General features: G+C 41.1%; 17 protein-coding genes. 8 read left to right on the top strand and 9 right to left on the bottom strand.

The features are described 5' to 3' along the window. Window positions 1-97: 97 nt before the first annotated feature. The gene (dapD, locus tag ACE01U_RS01010) at window positions 98-919 is read right to left on the bottom strand and encodes a 2,3,4,5-tetrahydropyridine-2,6-dicarboxylate N-succinyltransferase (RefSeq protein WP_110974588.1); all 822 of its coding nucleotides are present in this window, start codon (window positions 917-919) and stop codon (window positions 98-100) included. Window positions 920-1,222: 303 nt separating this feature from the next. On the opposite strand from dapD, the gene carO reads away from it, so the two are divergent. Further along, complete coding sequence (carO, locus tag ACE01U_RS01005; RefSeq protein WP_086208870.1) at window positions 1,223-1,969, top strand: ornithine uptake porin CarO; 747 nt, start codon at window positions 1,223-1,225, stop codon at window positions 1,967-1,969. A gap of 61 nt (window positions 1,970-2,030) precedes the next feature. Here the strand turns inward: carO and ACE01U_RS01000 are convergent, their stop codons facing one another. The 7 genes from ACE01U_RS01000 to ACE01U_RS00970 all read right to left on the bottom strand — a co-directional run bounded on the left by ACE01U_RS01000 (window position 2,031) and on the right by ACE01U_RS00970 (window position 8,857). Next, a complete protein-coding gene (locus ACE01U_RS01000; protein WP_395553067.1) occupies window positions 2,031-3,233 on the bottom strand; it encodes an outer membrane protein transport protein in 1,203 nt (400 codons plus the stop codon). Window positions 3,234-3,351: 118 nt separating this feature from the next. After that, window positions 3,352-4,275, bottom strand: coding sequence for a CysB family HTH-type transcriptional regulator (locus ACE01U_RS00995; protein ID WP_086210834.1), 924 nt, complete (start codon window positions 4,273-4,275; stop codon window positions 3,352-3,354). Between the two features lie 56 nt (window positions 4,276-4,331). Next, window positions 4,332-5,393: a sulfate/molybdate ABC transporter ATP-binding protein gene (locus ACE01U_RS00990; protein WP_086210835.1), complete on the bottom strand. Its 1,062-nt coding sequence runs from the start codon at window positions 5,391-5,393 to the stop codon at window positions 4,332-4,334. 12 nt (window positions 5,394-5,405) lie between these two features. Continuing rightward, entirely contained in the window at window positions 5,406-6,287 is an 882-nt protein-coding gene (gene cysW, locus ACE01U_RS00985) for a sulfate ABC transporter permease subunit CysW (RefSeq protein WP_086210836.1), read from the bottom strand. Continuing rightward, a complete protein-coding gene (gene cysT / locus ACE01U_RS00980; protein WP_110975707.1) occupies window positions 6,284-7,117 on the bottom strand; it encodes a sulfate ABC transporter permease subunit CysT in 834 nt (277 codons plus the stop codon). Before cysT ends, cysW begins: the two co-directional genes overlap by 4 nt. 85 nt (window positions 7,118-7,202) lie before the next feature. Beyond that, a complete protein-coding gene (locus ACE01U_RS00975) occupies window positions 7,203-7,808 on the bottom strand; it encodes an RBBP9/YdeN family alpha/beta hydrolase (protein WP_086210838.1) in 606 nt (201 codons plus the stop codon). Window positions 7,809-7,846: 38 nt separating this feature from the next. Continuing rightward, complete coding sequence (locus ACE01U_RS00970) at window positions 7,847-8,857, bottom strand: sulfate ABC transporter substrate-binding protein (RefSeq protein WP_086210839.1); 1,011 nt, start codon at window positions 8,855-8,857, stop codon at window positions 7,847-7,849. A 164-nt stretch (window positions 8,858-9,021) separates the two neighbouring features. Between ACE01U_RS00970 and pabC the strand changes: the two genes are divergently transcribed. The 4 genes from pabC to ACE01U_RS00950 all read left to right on the top strand — a co-directional run bounded on the left by pabC (window position 9,022) and on the right by ACE01U_RS00950 (window position 11,997). After that, entirely contained in the window at window positions 9,022-9,834 is an 813-nt protein-coding gene (pabC, locus tag ACE01U_RS00965; protein ID WP_395553066.1) for an aminodeoxychorismate lyase, read from the top strand. A 1-nt stretch (window position 9,835) separates the two neighbouring features. Beyond that, window positions 9,836-10,891: an endolytic transglycosylase MltG gene (gene mltG, locus ACE01U_RS00960; protein ID WP_395553065.1), complete on the top strand. Its 1,056-nt coding sequence runs from the start codon at window positions 9,836-9,838 to the stop codon at window positions 10,889-10,891. Further along, window positions 10,892-11,491, top strand: a complete 600-nt coding sequence (gene tmk / locus ACE01U_RS00955; protein ID WP_086210842.1) for a dTMP kinase — start codon at window positions 10,892-10,894, stop codon at window positions 11,489-11,491. An 89-nt stretch (window positions 11,492-11,580) separates the two neighbouring features. After that, window positions 11,581-11,997: a PaaI family thioesterase gene (locus ACE01U_RS00950; RefSeq protein ID WP_086210843.1), complete on the top strand. Its 417-nt coding sequence runs from the start codon at window positions 11,581-11,583 to the stop codon at window positions 11,995-11,997. 54 nt (window positions 11,998-12,051) lie between these two features. Here ACE01U_RS00950 and nadB read toward each other — a convergent pair whose 3' ends face one another. Beyond that, window positions 12,052-13,683, bottom strand: coding sequence for an L-aspartate oxidase (gene nadB / locus ACE01U_RS00945; protein ID WP_395553064.1), 1,632 nt, complete (start codon window positions 13,681-13,683; stop codon window positions 12,052-12,054). Between the two features lie 235 nt (window positions 13,684-13,918). On the opposite strand from nadB, the gene ACE01U_RS00940 reads away from it, so the two are divergent. The 3 genes from ACE01U_RS00940 to lepA all read left to right on the top strand — a co-directional run bounded on the left by ACE01U_RS00940 (window position 13,919) and on the right by lepA (window position 17,852). After that, a complete protein-coding gene (locus ACE01U_RS00940) occupies window positions 13,919-15,298 on the top strand; it encodes a Do family serine endopeptidase (protein ID WP_395553063.1) in 1,380 nt (459 codons plus the stop codon). A gap of 115 nt (window positions 15,299-15,413) precedes the next feature. Further along, on the top strand, window positions 15,414-15,908 hold the full coding sequence (locus ACE01U_RS00935; protein WP_151707086.1) for an acyl-CoA thioesterase: 495 nt from the start codon (window positions 15,414-15,416) through the stop codon (window positions 15,906-15,908). Between the two features lie 126 nt (window positions 15,909-16,034). Beyond that, the gene (lepA, locus tag ACE01U_RS00930) at window positions 16,035-17,852 is read left to right on the top strand and encodes a translation elongation factor 4 (protein WP_395553062.1); all 1,818 of its coding nucleotides are present in this window, start codon (window positions 16,035-16,037) and stop codon (window positions 17,850-17,852) included. Window positions 17,853-17,868: the final 16 nt, after the last annotated feature.

The raw sequence follows: 17,868 nt of genomic DNA, 5'->3' as shown, positions 1-17,868 counted from the left end.
CAAAATTAAACCACAGGTTAGAAAAACAAAAATCTCTACGGCTAGTCTTAACCGTAGAGATGAGGAACTTTAGCTCCGCAACAAGATGAATAAAAGTTTATTCGTCGCGTAATAAATCGTTCAAGCTCGTTTTAGAACGCGTTTGCGCATCTACTTTTTTCACGATGATTGCAGCATATAGACTGTAAGTACCGCACTTAGAAGGTAAGCTACCTGCAACGACAACAGAACCTGCTGGTACACGGCCGTAGTGAATTTCGCCAGTTGCACGGTCATAAATCTTAGTCGATTGACCAATGAATACGCCCATAGAAATCACAGAACCTTCTTCTACAATCACGCCTTCTACAATTTCAGAACGTGCACCGATGAAGCAGTTATCTTCAATAATTGTTGGGTTCGCTTGAAGTGGCTCAAGAACACCACCAATACCTACACCACCAGATAAGTGAACGTTTTTACCAATTTGAGCACATGAACCAACAGTTGCCCACGTGTCAACCATTGTACCTTCATCTACATAAGCCCCAATGTTCACATAAGAAGGCATTAACACTACGTTTTTCGCTTGGAAAGAACCTTTACGCGCAACTGCTGGCGGAACAACACGAACGCCTGCCGCTTTAAATTGTTCTTCAGTCCAACCTGTAAATTTAGTATCTACTTTGTCGTAGAATTGAAGGTCACATGACTCAATTGGTTTGTTATCATTTAGTTTGAATGATAAAAGCACGGCTTTTTTCACCCATTGATGAACAACCCACTCGCCATCAATTTTTTCAGCAACACGTAATGTCCCATTATCTAAACCAGCAATGACTTCTTCAACTGCTGCACGAACTTCAGCAGAACAGTCCGCTGCTGTAAAATTCGCACGGTCTTCAAACGCTTGTTCAATAATTGTTGAAAGCTGAGACATGATCTTCCTTCCAGAAAAAAAATTTTCCTGATTTTACACTAAATTGTGCGGAGAATAGATGAAAAAACAGCATAGGATCGGAAATAATAATGAATGATTGGAAATAAGGCATTTAAGCTGGTTGGGTTTGAAAAATTAAGTAAATAAATGTTATTTACAACAACAATAAAGCTTAAAATGTATCAAAAAATAACAAAAACTGAGCAAATCTCGAATAAAAAACAGTCAGGGGCTGTTTTAAGATGGGCTCATCAAAAAATGGTAAATGATGTAAAAAATCTTTATTTTTTAGAGGAGAAAAACATGAAATCATTACGTTTAATTGCAATCGCAACTGCAATGTCAGCGGTTGCAGGTACAGCTTTTGCTGATGATGCTGTCGTAAAAGATGGCTATGCTTTTGACCAAAATAAACTCATTCCTACAGGCGTCCGTGCTGAAGTGGGTACAACAGGCTACGGCGGTGCTTTATTGTGGACAGCAAACCCATACGTGGGTTTAGCTTTAGGTTATAACGGTGGTGATATTTCATGGTCTGATGATTTGTCTATCGACGGCACAAAATACGACATGGATATGGATAACAGCCTTGCATATTTAAATGCTGAAATTCGTCCGTGGGGTGCAAGTACAAACCGATGGGCTCAAGGCGTATATGTTGCTGCTGGTGTAGGTTATATTGATAATGATTATGCCTTAACCAAACGTCTGAACAACTCAAACGATACAATTAAGATTGATGGTCAGAATTTTTATGCGCCATCAGGTAGTGGTTCTGTAGATGGTTCTTTATCATATAAAAATGATATTGCTCCATATCTAGGTTTTGGTTTAGCTCCTAAGATTAATCAAAACTGGGGTGTATTTGGTGAAGTTGGTGCTTACTACACTGGTAATCCATCTGTGGATTTGAACTCGACTGGTTTGGTTGAAGTGGGTGGTTCGACTTCAGGTCAAACAGCTGCAGATAATGAAGCACGCAAGATTGCCAATGATGATAAATATAAATGGCTTCCAGTTGCAAAATTGGGTGTCAGTTACCACTGGTAATCCAAGACATAAAAAAACGAGCCAAGGCTCGTTTTTTTATGTTTAGTTATTTTGTTTCATTTTAAAAATGATGGGAAAAACGAATACCAATGGCCCATGCATCATTATCATTGAGTGCTGAAAGCCCTGTTATACTTTCAAATGGATTTGAATCATTGGGCGCTTTTGGGGTATCGAAATGAAAATAATAAAGACCCATTGCAATATTCAATTCAGGTCGCAATTTGTACATGCCGGCAAGCCCAATTCCTTTATAGCCATCACTTGGATTAAGCGTAGATGCAGGGTTATTGGTACCAGAGTCCCACAGTAACTCTAATGCACTGATCCATTTCTCATTCCATAAATGTGCAAGCCCAAGTTTTGTAGACCATTGATCTTCTTTATAGCTAATCAGTTTGATATCTTTCACTTCCGGGTAGAATATTGCAGCATAATCAATGACAGCTTCAAATTTGGGGGGATGAATGACGAATTCTTCCCAATTGACCCATCTCACACTACCGTACAAAAGATTCTGATAGGGTAGCCCCGTCATAAAATCAAAATTGACTGATTGGGGCGTTTTTATATGTGTTGTATCGGGTGTGCTAACACCAATTTCGATAGACTCGGTTGTGCTGAGTTGATGTTTGATGGGGGAGCGATAAGTCAAAGATGTTCTAAAATGATACTCTGGCATCTGATAACTTATACCTGCTAACCAGCCCAGACCCTCATCTTTTTTAAAATCGGCATCATAACCATCAAACACAGAATATGTTTTGCCTTTCATGTTTAAAGAACCTTCAAGACTTTGATAGCTTAGTCCTCCATAAACATCCCAATTCGGCGTGATTTGATAGCCTAAAAGTGTAGTTAGGTTATGGCTCTTAAAATTTATACTGGCTGCTTCGATTTCATGTTTTTCTCCATAGATGATTGGACGGTAACGATAGTCGATATCTACAGCAAAAGGTTGGTCATAAATGATTGCAAATTTGACTTGAGGGTTGAGTTCTAATTTTAATGCAGCCCCCATCATTACTTGTTTATTACTAAAATTTCCTGTTGAAAAGTCAGTTACACCAAATTGTTGTAATGCCTCACTATGCTGAACTTGGCCAGAAACTTGTGGCTGGATGTAGGCAAGAGAAAACTCAGCATAATTTTTAGGTTCAAAAAAAGGTTGTATGGTTTGACCTGACAGTTCAAAAGCAGCAGCAAAGCATAATTTTGAGGAATATAAACAGAGTAAAGGGAGGCTCAATAGTTTCTTTTTCATTGTTTGAGCTCATTAGTTTTTTTATCAAGCGATTAAATCATATACTATATTTACTTGAAATGTACGCGTTTAGCGGAAAAAAGAGGCTCGTTAGCCTCTTTTTGAAAGTATTAATAAATTAGTCTTCTGGATAAGCAACTCTTTTCAGTGCTTTAATATCCGCATCTGGTGAGCAGAGTGAAATAAATTCATAGCCATAACCACGTAGTAAGTGACCTTTACGCACGGCAATCCATGTCGTGTTGAGACCAAAAATATCGGTTGGGATTTGTTTTAAACGATAGTCGCGTTCAACATCATAGGCTACATTATTGACAATACCAACGCCCATGTTGAGTTCGACATAGGTTTTAATGACATCGGCATCTAGAGCAGACATGACGATGTCAACATCTACACCAGCATCTTCAAAAGCTTTGTCAATTTTTGAACGGCCTGTAAAACCACCATGGTAAGTAATCAGTGGATATTCCGCCAAGTCTACAATACTAATATTTTGTTTGCTTGCCAGTGGATGGTTTTGTGGGGTAATAATACTGTGCTGCCAATTATAGAACGGTACGCTGGCCAGATTATCTTCTGCGGTGAGTGATTCAGTCGCAATACCAATGTCGGCTTCGCCTTGAAGAAGCATCTCAGTAATTTCTACAGGGCTCGCTTGTTGCAAAATGAGATGAACTTTTGGAAACTCTTTTTTAAATTGATTAACAATAGGCGGCAATACATAACGTGCTTGTGTATGCGTTGTTGCAATTGTTAATGTTCCTTCATCGACACGATTAAAATCATCTGCAAGACGTTTAATATTATCGGCATCGACCAACATACGTTCAACAATACCCAGTAGGGCTTGACCAGGTTCGGTTAAACCGAGTAAGCGTTTTCCTTTACGAATAAACAGTTGAACACCTAATTCATCTTCTAGGTCTTTAATATGCTTACTGACGCCTGACTGAGAGGTGTACAGTGCGGCAGAGGCTTCGGTAAGGTTGAAATTTTGTCTCACCGTTTCCCGAATAATTCTAAGTTGTTGAAAGTTCATATTTTGGATCTCTTTTATCATGAAGCAGGCATTCAACATGCCCCTTCATCTTGGTTTTAAGCCGCAGGTTTTGCAAATAAATGTAAGTTAGAAGGGCTTAACCATACCGTTTGGTTCGGTCTAAATTGGTGTAATCTTGCTTCTTCTGCCGTGAGTGATATTTCAATCAGTTTACCTTGGCGATCATGTAATTCAGCAACTACTTTTCCTGCAATCCATAATTCACGAACAAAGGTTGCTTGAATGGCATTGTCTTGAGGCTGCGCATGGATACGTAATTCATCTGGACGGGCAAAGGCGATGACTTCACCAGATGGTGCATTGCGTAAACTGTCTAATTGAATACGGTCTTCACCAATCTGGATTGTACCTGCATTATTTTGTCCTTCGAAACGGTTTGCTTGACCAAGGAAATCGAATACAAACGGCGTTGCAGGCTTTTCATACACTTCACGTGGTGATCCAATTTGTTCGACATTACCTTTGTTCATTACGATGATTTGGTCTGCAACCTCAAGTGCTTCTTCTTGGTCATGGGTGACAAAGATGGAAGTAATATGTAATTCATCATGCAGTGTACGTAGCCAACGACGGAGCTCTTTACGTACTTTGGCATCTAGTGCTCCAAAAGGTTCATCCAGTAATAGTACACGTGGTTCAACAGCCAAAGCACGTGCCAACGCAATACGTTGACGTTGACCTCCAGAGAGTTGCGCAGGGTAGCGATCTGCCAAAAAGCCCAATTGGACTAGATCCAGCAAACGTGTGACACGTTTTTTAATTTCAGCTTCAGAAGGACGTGTTGAACGTGGTCGTACACGAAGGCCAAAAGCAATATTTTCAAACACAGTCATATGGCGGAACAATGCGTAGTGCTGAAATACAAAACCGACTTCACGTTCACGTACGTGGACATTGGTCGCATCTTCACCTTCTAAGATGACTTGACCGCCATCTGCAGACTCAAGCCCTGCAATGATGCGGAGTAGAGTGGTTTTACCACAGCCTGATGGGCCAAGTAACGCAACCAATTGACCATCAGGAAAATCGAGGGAAATGTTATTCAGCGCATGGAATGCACCAAAGTGTTTTTCAATATTTTTAACTTGAATACTCATGAGGTCATTCCTTTAAACGGTTGAATCATTTTGTTTGTTTTGCTTTTCTTGGCGTAGCTCAACCCATGTTTTTAAAACAAGCGTTACAATCGCTAATAGCGCCAACAGTGAAGACACAGCAAAAGCAGCACTGAAAGTATATTCGTTATAGAGAATCTCAACGTGCAATGGCAAAGTGTTGGTTTCACCACGAATGTGTCCAGAAACAACAGATACCGCACCAAACTCACCCATTGCACGGGCATTACATAGAATGACGCCGTAGATCAGGCCCCATTTGATGTTCGGTAAAGTGACTTTCCAGAATGTTTGCCAGCCTGATGCACCAAGGACAATCGCCGCTTCTTCTTCTTCAGTTCCCTGAGCTTCCATTAGAGGAATCAGCTCACGTGCTACAAAAGGAACAGTAATAAAGATCGTTGCCAATACAATGGCAGGAACAGCATAGAGAATCTTGATGTCATGATCCATGAGCCAACCGCCAAACCAACCTTGTGTACCGAAAATCAACACCAGCATTAAACCTGCGATAACAGGTGACACAGAAAAAGGCATATCAATAATCGTGGTTAGGATTGATTTACCACGGAAGTTGAATTTGGCAACACACCATGCTGCTGCAACACCAAATACCACATTCAGTGGAACCGCAATCACAGCAGTTAATAAAGTGAGTTTGACTGCAGATAATGTATCAGGATGAACCAAGGCTTGGGTATAGACGCCCACACCTTGTTTAAAGGCTTCAACAAACACCAAAATCAGCGGTAAGATCAAACAGCTCAGAAAGAACAGCAGAGCAATAGTAATCAGGGTGTAGCGAACCCAAGTGGGTTCACGTGTCGCATCACGCGATTGGAGTTTTTCAGCCAGTGCATTACTGTTGATATTCATCGTGCAGTTCTCCCTGTGCGGCGGCTGGCCCATGCCTGTAACAAGTTAATCAGGAATAAAATAGCGAATGACAGCACTAACATGACGACAGCAATCGTGGTTGCACCTGCATAGTCATATTCTTCTAGACGCGAAATAATCATGAGTGGCGCAATTTCAGTTTTGAAAGGCTGATTGCCTGCAATAAAGATCACCGAGCCGTATTCACCGACCCCACGTGCAAATGCCAAAGCAAAACCCGTGATAAGTGCTGGAAATAAAATCGGAAAAATGACTTTCGTGACAATTTGCAGACGGTTTGCACCCAATGCCGATGCTGCTTCTTCTAACTCAGTTTCCAAGTCGCTCAGTACAGGTTGGACGGTACGAACTACGAAAGGAATACCAATAAAAATAAGGGCTAGAGTAATCCCAATTGGAGTGTATGCCACTTGAATCCCTAAAGGCTCAAGATACTGACCAATCCAGCCTGTAGGCGCATAAAGAGAAGTCAGTGCAATACCTGCAACCGCAGTGGGTAAGGCAAAAGGCAAATCGACCAAAGCATCGACAATACGTTTGCCCGGGAAGCTATAACGAACCAAGCACCATGCTAGTAATAAACCAAAGACAACATTAATAAACGCAGCAATTAATGCAGCACTAAAACTGAGCTGTAGAGATTTTAAGATGCGTTCTGAGCTTAAAATTTCCCATAAACCATCCCAACCGATGCCTAAGGATTTAATAAAAACGGCAGACAACGGAATCAAAACAATTAATGACAGATATGCTAGGGTAAAGCCTAGAGAAAGACCAAATCCTGGCAGCACTCGGGATCGCTGCGACATGATTACTCCTCAAAGAGAGAAGACTGACTCAAAAGTGGTCAGCCCAAATAAAACTAAATTTCGGCACAAACATTATTTGCAGTGTTTAAATAGCAAATTTAAATAAATAATTGCTTTCATTGCGGAAATCGACATTTTTTAGCACATTTTCTGAAATCAAAAAATCATAAATTTCAGGAAATGGACCAAAACCTGATGCAACATTGATATGACCAACTTGACCTAAATTTTTAGGTTTAATTTTCCAAGCTTTAGAAAGTTGCATTGCATCTTCAAAACCTAACCAAGGATCATTTTCACTAATGATCATTTGTGTCGGAACTTGAATTTTAAGGTGGTGAAAGTATTGCTGATAGTCATTTTGACTATCACGTGCAAAACCTAAATCCCCAAAGCGTGCAGGATTAGCTGGCGCAACCAAAACAAGATTTTTAACTTTCTGATTCAGTTCTGGATGCTGAGCTAATGCCGCAACTGTGGTTAAGCATCCAAAGCTATGCGCCACAATTTGGATGGGTTCTGAAACGGACTGCACTGTTTTGACAAATTGTTCAATCCATTCATGGAGTACAGGTTTATTCCAATCCTGTTGCTGTACACGAGAGCACGACTTGAGCTGACGTTGTAACCATGATTGCCAGTGGTCATGTTCACTCCCACCCACGCCCGGTACAATTACAGTATGAATCATGTCGATGCTCCCTTACAGATGTTTACTTGATTCGTTGCTTATTTTGCAGTATTCGCTTTCACGATTTGGTCGTACACACCACCATTTTCAAAGTGTTGTTTTTGTACTTTGGTCCAACCACCAAATTCTTTATCAATAGTCACCAACTTTAACGGTTTGAATGTGGTTGCATATTTTTTCAAGACGCTTGCATTACGTGGGCGATAGAAGTTTTTTGCTGCAATTTCTTGACCCGCTGGCGAATATAAATAGTTCAAATATGCTTTGGCTAAGTTCAGATTGCCGTCTTTTTCTGCATTCTTTTCAACAATAGCAACAGGTGGTTCAGCCAAGATAGACAGTGATGGAGTCACAATTTCAAACTTACCTGGTTGTTCACGAAGTGCTAAATGAGCTTCGTTTTCCCATGCGAGTAAGACGTCTCCAATGCCACGTTCAGCAAAAGTTGTGGTTGCACCACGTGCACCTGAGTCAAGTACTTTGGTATTTTTATAAATTTTACGCACGAATTCTTGTGCCTTGGCATCATTGCCCGCAGGTTGATGCTTTGCCCAAGCCCAAGCGGCTAAATAGTTCCAACGTGCGCCACCAGAAGTTTTTGGGTTTGGTGTGATAATCGCAACATCAGGTTTAACCAAATCACCCCAGTCCTTAATACCTTTAGGGTTACCCTTACGTACGAGGAATACAATTGTTGATGTATACGGGGTCGAGTTATTTGGAAGCTTCTTTTGCCAGTTGGTTGGTAAGAGTTTTGCTTTTTCAGCAATCACGTCAATGTCCGCTGCAAGTGCAAGTGTTACGACATCTGCACCTAAACCATCAATGACTGAACGCGCCTGTTTACCTGAACCACCGTGGGATTGTTTAAAGTTGATGTCTTGTCCAGTACGCTGCTTCCAATATGCCCCAAACTGTTTATTGACATTTTCATACAACTCACGTGTTGGATCATACGAGACATTTAGAAAATCTTTTGCGACTGCGCCAAAAGATGTAACTGAAACTAGCGTTGCTAGTACCCCGATTTTTAACTTCGATAAGCTCATGTGAGACCTCAAATTTTAAGCGTTTTTAAATATGAGCCAAGAATACTGCGAGTCTTATTGCTAAAAAAATAATAAAAAACGAATTTTATATGAATAAAAATGAAAAGAGGTTCTGCGCTGAATTCATTAAACTAAGGCGGATCATTGTTTCAAGGCAAATAGATATGCAATGCTATAAAAATGCAGAAAAAGTCAAACAAATAGAATTATTAGACCGTGCATTTCATTATGGTGATGGATGTTTTACTACGGCAAGAGTTTGTAATGGTGTGATTGAATTAGAGTCATTGCATATTGCTCGTTTGCATTTGGGCTGTGAGCGTTTGCTGTTGTCAGCAGACTTATCTTATATTCAACAAACCATCGAACTTTTCAAACAAGACCATGTAAATTTAAATGGCACTATGAAAATTGTGGTCAGTCGGGGTGAAGGGCAACGAGGTTATAGTTTGCCAACACAGCCTGCGGATGTTTGGGTCTTTTTTTATCCGCAAGCATTAGAAGCGTTGACATACAGCGAAATTGATTCAGGAGTGTTGCAACTTGCGATGGGCTTGAATATGCCACAGTTGGTCGGTGTGAAGAGTTTGAATCGTTTAGAGCAAGTTTTACTCAAGCGTGAGGCAGAGCAGCAAGGCTGGTTGGAAGCATTGGTGACTGATGTACAGGGTTCTGTTGTTGAAGGTGTGAGCAGTAATTGTTTCATTCTGATAAATGATCGGTGGATTAGTCCTGAACTTCGTTATAATGGCGTGCATGGCGTTATGCGCGCAGAAATATTGGCGCGTATGCAACAGCAAGGTATTGCCTGTGAGCTGAGAATGGTGGATATGGAAGAAATTCCACGCTTTCAAAGTGTATTTTTTTGCAATGCCTTGAGCCCTATGAAAATAGCCAAAAGTTTGAACCATCAGCATTTAGATGTTCAACCATGTATAGATTTGTTTTATCATCTTCAACTTAATCAGATGCACTAGTATGTCCGCAGCCAAAACCAAATCGAAAAAGAAAATACAACCGCTCAAACGTAAAATCAAAGCTTTGTTATTGATTGCTGTAAGCATCCTTGTTTTAGTAATGGTTGTACTGTGGTCAAGTTTATTTAAGTCCTATCCGATTGAAGGCAAAAAGCAATTACTGGCCATTAATTCAGGCGATACCTATTCTGGTTTTATCGACCGTTTGGCCAAAGATGATATTGCAAATTTTCCGATTATTTTAAAGCTCTATCAAAAGATTTTTATTCATGACACGCTGAAAGCGGGCGTTTATGCAGTACATGAAGGTATGAGTATTCGCCAAATTTTGGATATGATTTCTAATGTCGATAATGCGCAAATGAACCGTATATTGATAATAGAAGGCACGACTTTTAAACAACTGGTCGAAGCGTTAAAAAAAGATGCTCTCGTCAAAAAAGAAGTGTCTAATTTGCCCATGGATCAGCTTTTAAAAGCTTTAGAGATTCCTTATGACCATGCAGAAGGACTGTTTGCGCCAGATACTTACTTTTTTGCTAAAGGTGAGTCGGACAAAAAAATCTTAACGGATTTATACAAACGCCAAATGAAAACTTTAGATGAAGCGTGGGCAAACCGTGCGGCAAATTTGCCGTATAAAGACAAATACGAAGCCTTGATCATGGCCTCTATCATTGAAAAAGAAACCAATGTTGATCGTGAACTGGAGCAAGTGTCAGGTGTGTTTGCGCGTCGCCTTCAACTCGGTATGCGTTTGCAAACGGACCCAACCGTGATTTATGGTATGGGGGATAAATATACAGGCAATATTAGCCGCCAAGACTTACGTACGCCAACCGCTTATAATACTTATACCATCAATGGCTTACCGCCAACGCCAATTGCTTTACCAAGTAAAAAGGCCATTGAAGCCACCATGCATCCAGACAACAGCAAAAACATCTACTTTGTTGCAACGGGCAATGGTGGTCACACATTTAGTGAGACTTTGGAGCAGCATAATCAAGCTGTACAAGAATATCTCAACGTTTTAAAAACCAAGAAGGGTGAATAGATGTTTATTAGTTTTGAGGGCACAGAAGGTGTCGGTAAAACCACACTGATTCGCAAAATTTATGAGCATCTAGAGCAACAAGGCCAACAGGTTGTTTTAACCCGTGAACCAGGCGGTACACCGATGGCTGAGCAAATCCGTGCCTTGTTACTCTCTGTTAATCATGAAGAGTCGATGTCAAATGACACGGAACTATTGTTAATGTATGCAGCACGTGCACAGCATTTACAGCAAGTGATTGTTCCTGCATTGACTGAACAAAAAACAGTACTATGCGACCGCTTTACCGATGCGAGCTTTGCTTACCAATGTGCAGGACGCGGTTTAAGCCAGTCGAAGTTGCAACTCTTGAATGATCACTTTGTGAGTCATATGCCAAATATTACATTTTGGCTCGATGCACCGATTGAAACAGGTATGTCGCGCGCACGTGAACGTGGGGCTTTAGACCGCTTTGAACAAGAAAAAGTCACTTTTTTTGAAAAAGTACGGGCAGGTTATCAGCAGCTCTGGGAGCAGTATCCTGAGCGGGTCAAACGCTTGGATGCGACCCAGTCACCAGAGCAGGTTTTTGCACAAGCGTTGCAATATTTAAACTAAAAACTATCCTGAAATTTCCATTTCGGGATTGTAGTGAAATGAATTTTTCTTTTATAGTCAGTCACAAAGGATTGTAAATAGCAGGGAAAATGAAAAGTAACTTAACCGAAATTGTGGCTTTTTTAGAAAAGGAATTTCCACAAAGTTTAGAAAAATGTTGTATTGAGTCAGTCACTGAGCGTGCTGCAACGGTGCTCTATCAAGTTGATGACCGCGACTTGCGACCAGGCGGTACGGTTTCAGGCCCAACTATGATGACCCTTGCTGACTATGCGCTGTATATTGCTATTTTAGGAGAGATTGGGATAGTCGGTTTAGCTGTGACCACTAATTTGTCGATTAATTTTCTCAGTAAACCTGTTGCGTCAGCAAATATACGTGGTGAGTGTAAACTGATGAAGGTAGGCAAAGCGCTGGTGGTTGGTGATGTGTGGTTATATTCTGTCGGGAAGGATGAGCCGATTGCACATGTGGTGGGCACATATTCTATTCCGCCAAAATCCTAAGATGATAATTTTAAAATAAAAGCCTGATAGTCAGGCTTTTATTAGGGGTTAAATTTAGCTGTTCACTAAAGGTGTTTCAACTTCGAAGTTGGGCGGAGTAAGTACCGTTTTACGCAGTTCATTTGATAGCTCAGGGTAATCTAAAGTGTAGTGTAAACCACGAGATTCTTTGCGTTCCATAGCACAGCGCACGATCATTTCAGAGACTAAAACCAAATTCCGTAGCTCAATTAAGTTCTTACTAACTTGATAATCTTGGTAATACTCGGTAATTTCCCGCTTCAACATTTCAATACGGTGGAGTGCGCGTTCAAGACGTTTTGTGGTGCGGACAATGCCGACATAGTTCCACATGGTCTGACGCAGTTCATCCCAGTTTTGCAAAATCACCACATCTTCATCAGGATTTGTCACTTGGGAATCGTCCCAAGCTGGAGCCGTTGGAGATTGGTAATTTGAATCAAAACTTTTCTCGATGTGTTCCGCAGCACTCATACCATACACAAAACATTCTAAGAGTGAGTTGCTCGCCATACGGTTAGCACCATGCAAACCTGTATATGATGTTTCACCAATCGCATATAAACCTTGAATGTCAGTTTGACTATGTTCATCAACCACGACACCGCCGCAGGTATAGTGCGCAGCAGGAACTACAGGAATCATTTCCTTGGTAATGTCGATGCCAAGTTCGAGCAAACGTGCATACAAAGTCGGAAAGTGTTCTTTAATGAAACTTTCGGGTTTATGACTAATGTCGAGCCAGACATGACGAATACCTAAGCGTTTGATTTCATAGTCAATGGCACGTGCCACAATGTCGCGGGGTGCAAGTTCAGCGCGCTCATCAAAGCGCAACATAAAGCGTTCACCATCGGGTAGACGCAGATAAGCACCTTCACCGCGCATCGCTTCAGTAATCAGAAAAGAGCGTGCTTGTGGATGATAGAGGCAGGTTGGGTGGAATTGGTTAAATTCCATATTGGCCACGCGGCAGCCTGCTCGAAAAGCCATGGCAATACCGTCACCCGTTGCAATGTCAGGGTTTGAAGTATACAAGTAAGCTTTCATTGCCCCCCCACAGGCTAAAGCAGTGAAAGGTGCTAAAAATGTATGGACTTTTTCAGTCTTTTCATCCAGTACATAAAGACCGAGAGCACGATTATTCTGTTCTTCTAAGCTTAATTTTTGAGAGGTGATTAAATCAATCGCAATATAATTTTCAAAAATAGTGATGTTGTCTTTTTCAATTGCACGTTCAACTAAGGTTGTTGAAATGGCACGGCCTGTAGCATCGGCAGCATGAATAATACGGCGCTGTGAATGCCCACCCTCACGGGTCAGGTGCAATTGTTCTTGATCATCAAGGGTAAATTGCACGCCATGTTTCAGCAGAAAATCAACAGAAGGTTTACCACCTTCAACTGTTTGTTTAACGGCATTAACCTCACAAAGATGAGCACCAGCAATCATGGTGTCATCAATGTGCTGTTCGATAGAATCCGTTTCGTCTAAAACAGCAGCAACGCCACCTTGCGCATAGAAGGTACTTGCATCGGTCAGGTTTGATTTTGCAAGAACAGCAATATTGAAATGTTGAGGCAACGATAAGGCTAAGCTCAGGCCTGCACCGCCACTTCCCACAATAATCACATCAAAATGATGCGTTGTGCTTAAATTAGACATGTCCGTCAGCTAATTTGGAAAAAGTTTGCTAATCACAGCGCTTTTTTCACAAAAAGGCAAGGGCAATATCTATTCAAATTATGGAAAATATAAATAAAGAACTTGTTTTTTAAGCAAAGTTTAAGCATCTGTTTATACAAACATAATAGAACATATTATTACCCAAGATAGACAAACTTTATGCTAAAAACGCTAATACATAAATTGATAACAAACACATAGGTCAATGCTTGATATGAAAAGTCGCGCTATACACACTGGTTTTTTTGCTGTTGCATGCACAATGGCTGCCGTACAAACACAGGCAGCACCTGTTGATTTCTCAAATTTAGTTGAGCAAGTCAGCCCTGCGGTAGTCAGTGTCAATGTTGTAAAGAAAATGACTCAAGAAGAGTTAATGCAACAGCAGATACCTGAAATTTTAAAGCGTTTCTTTGGCAATCAAGTCATTATTCCACAGCAGCAAGCACCGCAAGAAAAAACGGCTTATGGCAGCGCATTTTTTATTAGTAAAGATGGTTACTTGCTGACAAACCACCACGTTGTAGAAGATGCATCGAAAGTCACCATTATGTTTAATGACCGCCGTGAACTGGATGCGACCGTGGTGGGTAGTGATGAACGAACCGATGTGGCCTTACTTAAGGTGAATGGCACAAATTTTCCATCACTCCGTGCCGGTAATGTTGACCAACTGCGTGTAGGCGAACCTGTGCTTGCGATTGGCTCTCCTTTTGGTTTTGATTACTCTGCCTCAGCAGGTATTGTCAGTGCCAAGATGCGTAATATGATGGGGGAAACGTCTGTACCCTTTATTCAAACTGATGTAGCTTTAAACCCTGGAAACTCAGGTGGACCATTGTTTAATCAACAGGGTGAAGTGGTTGGGGTGAACTCACGTATTTTCAGTGGTACGGGCGGGTATATGGGACTGTCTTTTTCGATTCCTATAGACGTTGCCATGGACATTGCTGACCAACTGAAGAAAACAGGTAAAGTCACACGTTCTTATTTAGGTTTCAATTTACAAGATTTAGACCGCAATTTGGCTGAATCTTATAATTTACCGAAACCAGAAGGTTCCCTGATTACCAATGTACAGCCAAATTCACCTGCAGAAAAAGCAGGGTTAAAAGCAGGCGATATTATTTTAAAATTCAATGGAACACCGATTTCACGAACATCTGAATTATTGAATTATTTAAACCGTACTATGCCAAATCAAACGGTACAGTTAGAGATTTTACGTGACGATAAAAAGCGCAATATTTCAGCGACACTGACCACTGCACCAGATGATACACCAGCAAAGTCAGATGCAACTGCACAAGCAAAAGGACCTGTTCTAGGTGTGGCGATTCGTAATTTATCGCCACTTGAATCATCTCAATTAAAGCTAAAAGGTGGTGTTCTCATTCAAGAAGTGAAGCGTGGTGGAGCGGCTGCACAGGCAGGTATGACAGCTGGAGATGTCGTCACTCGTATTAATAACAAGTTGATTACTGATACTAATGATTTTGTTCAGGCTGTATCTGATTTGAAAAAAGGTCAGGTTGCTCGGGTTGGAATCATTCGACAAGGTACACCAGCCATCTTGGGTATGCGTATCCAATAAATAAGTGTAAAAACCACTCCTAAGAGTGGTTTTTTATTTTTTGCAATTTGATGCTGTCTTTGATTGGCGTACACTGCGACATTCTTCGGGGAAATGGGGATTAGATAGAGTTCTTATGAGTAGTATTTTTGATTTAAACCTTCAGGTACAAGCAGAACATATCGACCAGTTGGGCCATGTGAATAATGTGGTTTATATGCATTGGATGCAGGATGTTGCAACAGCACATATTGATGCTTTGGGTTTGGGCTTAAAAGAGTATATTGAATTAAAACATGCCATGGTTGCGGTTGAGCATCATGTGCAGTACCGAAAAGCTGCATTTGAAGCGGATGAAATCATCTTACGGACATGGTTTGACGATATAAACGCTTTATATTCATCACGCCAGTATGTGTTTTATAGACCTAAAGACAATAGTATTTTATTTGTTGCACAAACCAAGTGGGCATGTGTTGAAATTGAAACGGGACGCCCGAAACGAATGTCACCCAGTTTTACCCAAGCTTACCAACCGCTTGCAAAAGATGTGAATGCCCTAGATTTTTCAATGAATTATTCAAAAAGCTCAGTACGAAGCGAAAAACGTAAAAAAGCGTCTGAGTTGTGAGAAGGAAGCGTATTATTATGGATACTTTGAAAAAACCATCTGCTATAATCCTTCGCAATTTCTATTCGGCTTTTGTTATGCATCGAAATTTGTCTGCATAACGCTTCATTTTGTTCAAGGTAGCCCATGGCGCAAGCTAAAAAATCTGTTGATATTAAAAATATCCGTAACTTCTCGATTATTGCGCATATCGACCACGGTAAGTCGACGCTTGCCGATCGTTTTATTCAGACCTGTGGTGGTTTGCAAGATCGTGAAATGCAAGCACAAGTACTAGACTCCATGGAGCTTGAGCGTGAGCGCGGTATTACTATTAAGGCTGCGTCGGTTACTTTGTATTATACCCATCCAAATGGGCAAGAGTATCAATTGAACTTTATTGATACCCCGGGACACGTCGATTTTTCATATGAAGTGTCACGCTCACTAGCGGCCTGTGAAGGTGCATTGTTGGTTGTAGATGCGGCGCAAGGCGTGGAAGCACAGTCGGTTGCGAACTGTTATACCGCTATTGAACAAGGTCTTGAGGTTCTTCCAGTACTCAACAAAATTGATTTACCACAGGCTGAACCTGAACGTGTGATTCAAGAAATTGAAGACATTATTGGTATAGAAGCGACTGAAGCGCCAACCTGTTCGGCAAAAACAGGTCTTGGGATTGATAGCGTTTTAGAAGCCCTTGTTAATGTCATTCCTGCACCTACTGGTGATCGTAATGCGCCATTACAAGCTTTAATTATCGACTCTTGGTTTGATAACTACTTAGGCGTGGTTTCTTTGGTACGTGTGAAAGAAGGTCGTGTGCGTAAGGGCGACAAGATGTTGATGAAATCAACAGGCCAAACGCACATCATTACTTCTGTGGGTATTTTCAATCCTAAGCATACAGAAACAGACATCCTTGAAGCGGGTGAAGTTGGTTTCGTAATTGCAGGAATTAAAGACATTTTTGGTGCGCCAGTCGGTGATACGATTACCCTTGCAAGCACACCAGAAGTCAAAACCTTACCAGGCTTTAAAAAAGTGAAGCCGCAGGTGTATGCAGGTTTGTTCCCAATTGATTCAAGTGAATTTGAACCGTTCCGTGAAGCTTTGCATAAGCTTCAGATCAATGACTCGGCGTTATTCTTTGAACCTGAAAGCTCGGATGCTTTAGGTTTTGGTTTCCGTTGTGGCTTCTTAGGCATGCTACATATGGAAATCGTGCAAGAGCGTTTAGAGCGTGAGTATGATTTAGACCTCATTTCATCTGCACCGACTGTGATTTATGAAGCGGTGATGAAGAATGGTCAAACGATTTATATCGATAGCCCATCTAAAATGCCAGATGGTTCAACAGTCGAAGACCTACGTGAGCCGATTGCTGAGTGCCATATCCTTGTACCGCAAGAGTATTTGGGGAATGTCATGACTTTGTGTGTGGAACGCCGTGGTGTTCAAAAAGACATGAAGTTTATGGCGAACCAAGTTTCAATTACCTTTGAAATTCCAATGGCGGAAGTGGTAATGGACTTCTTTGATAAATTGAAGTCGTGTTCACGTGGTTTTGCGTCGCTCGATTATAACTTTGTACGTTTTGAAAGTTCATCATTGGTAAAAGTTGATGTTCTAATCAATGGCGATAAAGTGGACGCCTTGGCAATGATTTGTCACCGTCAAGATGCGCGTCATCGTGGTATTGCATTGGTTGAAAAAATGAAAGATTTGATTCCACGTCAAATGTTTGATGTGGCAATTCAAGCGGCCATTGGCGCACAAATTATTGCTCGTTCAACCGTAAAGGCAATGCGTAAAAACGTATTGGCGAAATGTTATGGTGGTGACGTTTCTCGTAAGAAGAAACTGCTATCGAAGCAAAAAGAAGGTAAGAAACGCATGAAGCAAGTGGGAAGTGTAGAAATCCCACAAGAAGCGTTCTTGGCTGTGTTGAAAGTAGAAAGATAAAAAGGTAGGAATATAA

Source organism: Acinetobacter halobius, assembly GCF_044130335.1.
Lineage (GTDB): Bacteria > Pseudomonadota > Gammaproteobacteria > Pseudomonadales > Moraxellaceae > Acinetobacter.
Note: the sequence above shows the minus strand (reverse complement) of the source record. Positions and strands in the feature narration are given on the sequence as shown.

What these genes read in the sequence shown, in the direction of transcription:
- dapD (WP_110974588.1), bottom strand. Translation starts at nt 919, where the DNA reads ATGTCTCAGCTTTCAACAATTATTGAACAAGCGTTTGAAGACCGTGCG.
- carO (WP_086208870.1), top strand. Translation starts at nt 1,223, where the DNA reads ATGAAATCATTACGTTTAATTGCAATCGCAACTGCAATGTCAGCGGTT.
- ACE01U_RS01000 (WP_395553067.1), bottom strand. Translation starts at nt 3,233, where the DNA reads ATGAAAAAGAAACTATTGAGCCTCCCTTTACTCTGTTTATATTCCTCA.
- ACE01U_RS00995 (WP_086210834.1), bottom strand. Translation starts at nt 4,275, where the DNA reads ATGAACTTTCAACAACTTAGAATTATTCGGGAAACGGTGAGACAAAAT.
- ACE01U_RS00990 (WP_086210835.1), bottom strand. Translation starts at nt 5,393, where the DNA reads ATGAGTATTCAAGTTAAAAATATTGAAAAACACTTTGGTGCATTCCAT.
- cysW (WP_086210836.1), bottom strand. Translation starts at nt 6,287, where the DNA reads ATGAATATCAACAGTAATGCACTGGCTGAAAAACTCCAATCGCGTGAT.
- cysT (WP_110975707.1), bottom strand. Translation starts at nt 7,117, where the DNA reads ATGTCGCAGCGATCCCGAGTGCTGCCAGGATTTGGTCTTTCTCTAGGC.
- ACE01U_RS00975 (WP_086210838.1), bottom strand. Translation starts at nt 7,808, where the DNA reads ATGATTCATACTGTAATTGTACCGGGCGTGGGTGGGAGTGAACATGAC.
- ACE01U_RS00970 (WP_086210839.1), bottom strand. Translation starts at nt 8,857, where the DNA reads ATGAGCTTATCGAAGTTAAAAATCGGGGTACTAGCAACGCTAGTTTCA.
- pabC (WP_395553066.1), top strand. Translation starts at nt 9,022, where the DNA reads ATGCAATGCTATAAAAATGCAGAAAAAGTCAAACAAATAGAATTATTA.
- mltG (WP_395553065.1), top strand. Translation starts at nt 9,836, where the DNA reads ATGTCCGCAGCCAAAACCAAATCGAAAAAGAAAATACAACCGCTCAAA.
- tmk (WP_086210842.1), top strand. Translation starts at nt 10,892, where the DNA reads ATGTTTATTAGTTTTGAGGGCACAGAAGGTGTCGGTAAAACCACACTG.
- ACE01U_RS00950 (WP_086210843.1), top strand. Translation starts at nt 11,581, where the DNA reads ATGAAAAGTAACTTAACCGAAATTGTGGCTTTTTTAGAAAAGGAATTT.
- nadB (WP_395553064.1), bottom strand. Translation starts at nt 13,683, where the DNA reads ATGTCTAATTTAAGCACAACGCATCATTTTGATGTGATTATTGTGGGA.
- ACE01U_RS00940 (WP_395553063.1), top strand. Translation starts at nt 13,919, where the DNA reads ATGAAAAGTCGCGCTATACACACTGGTTTTTTTGCTGTTGCATGCACA.
- ACE01U_RS00935 (WP_151707086.1), top strand. Translation starts at nt 15,414, where the DNA reads ATGAGTAGTATTTTTGATTTAAACCTTCAGGTACAAGCAGAACATATC.
- lepA (WP_395553062.1), top strand. Translation starts at nt 16,035, where the DNA reads ATGGCGCAAGCTAAAAAATCTGTTGATATTAAAAATATCCGTAACTTC.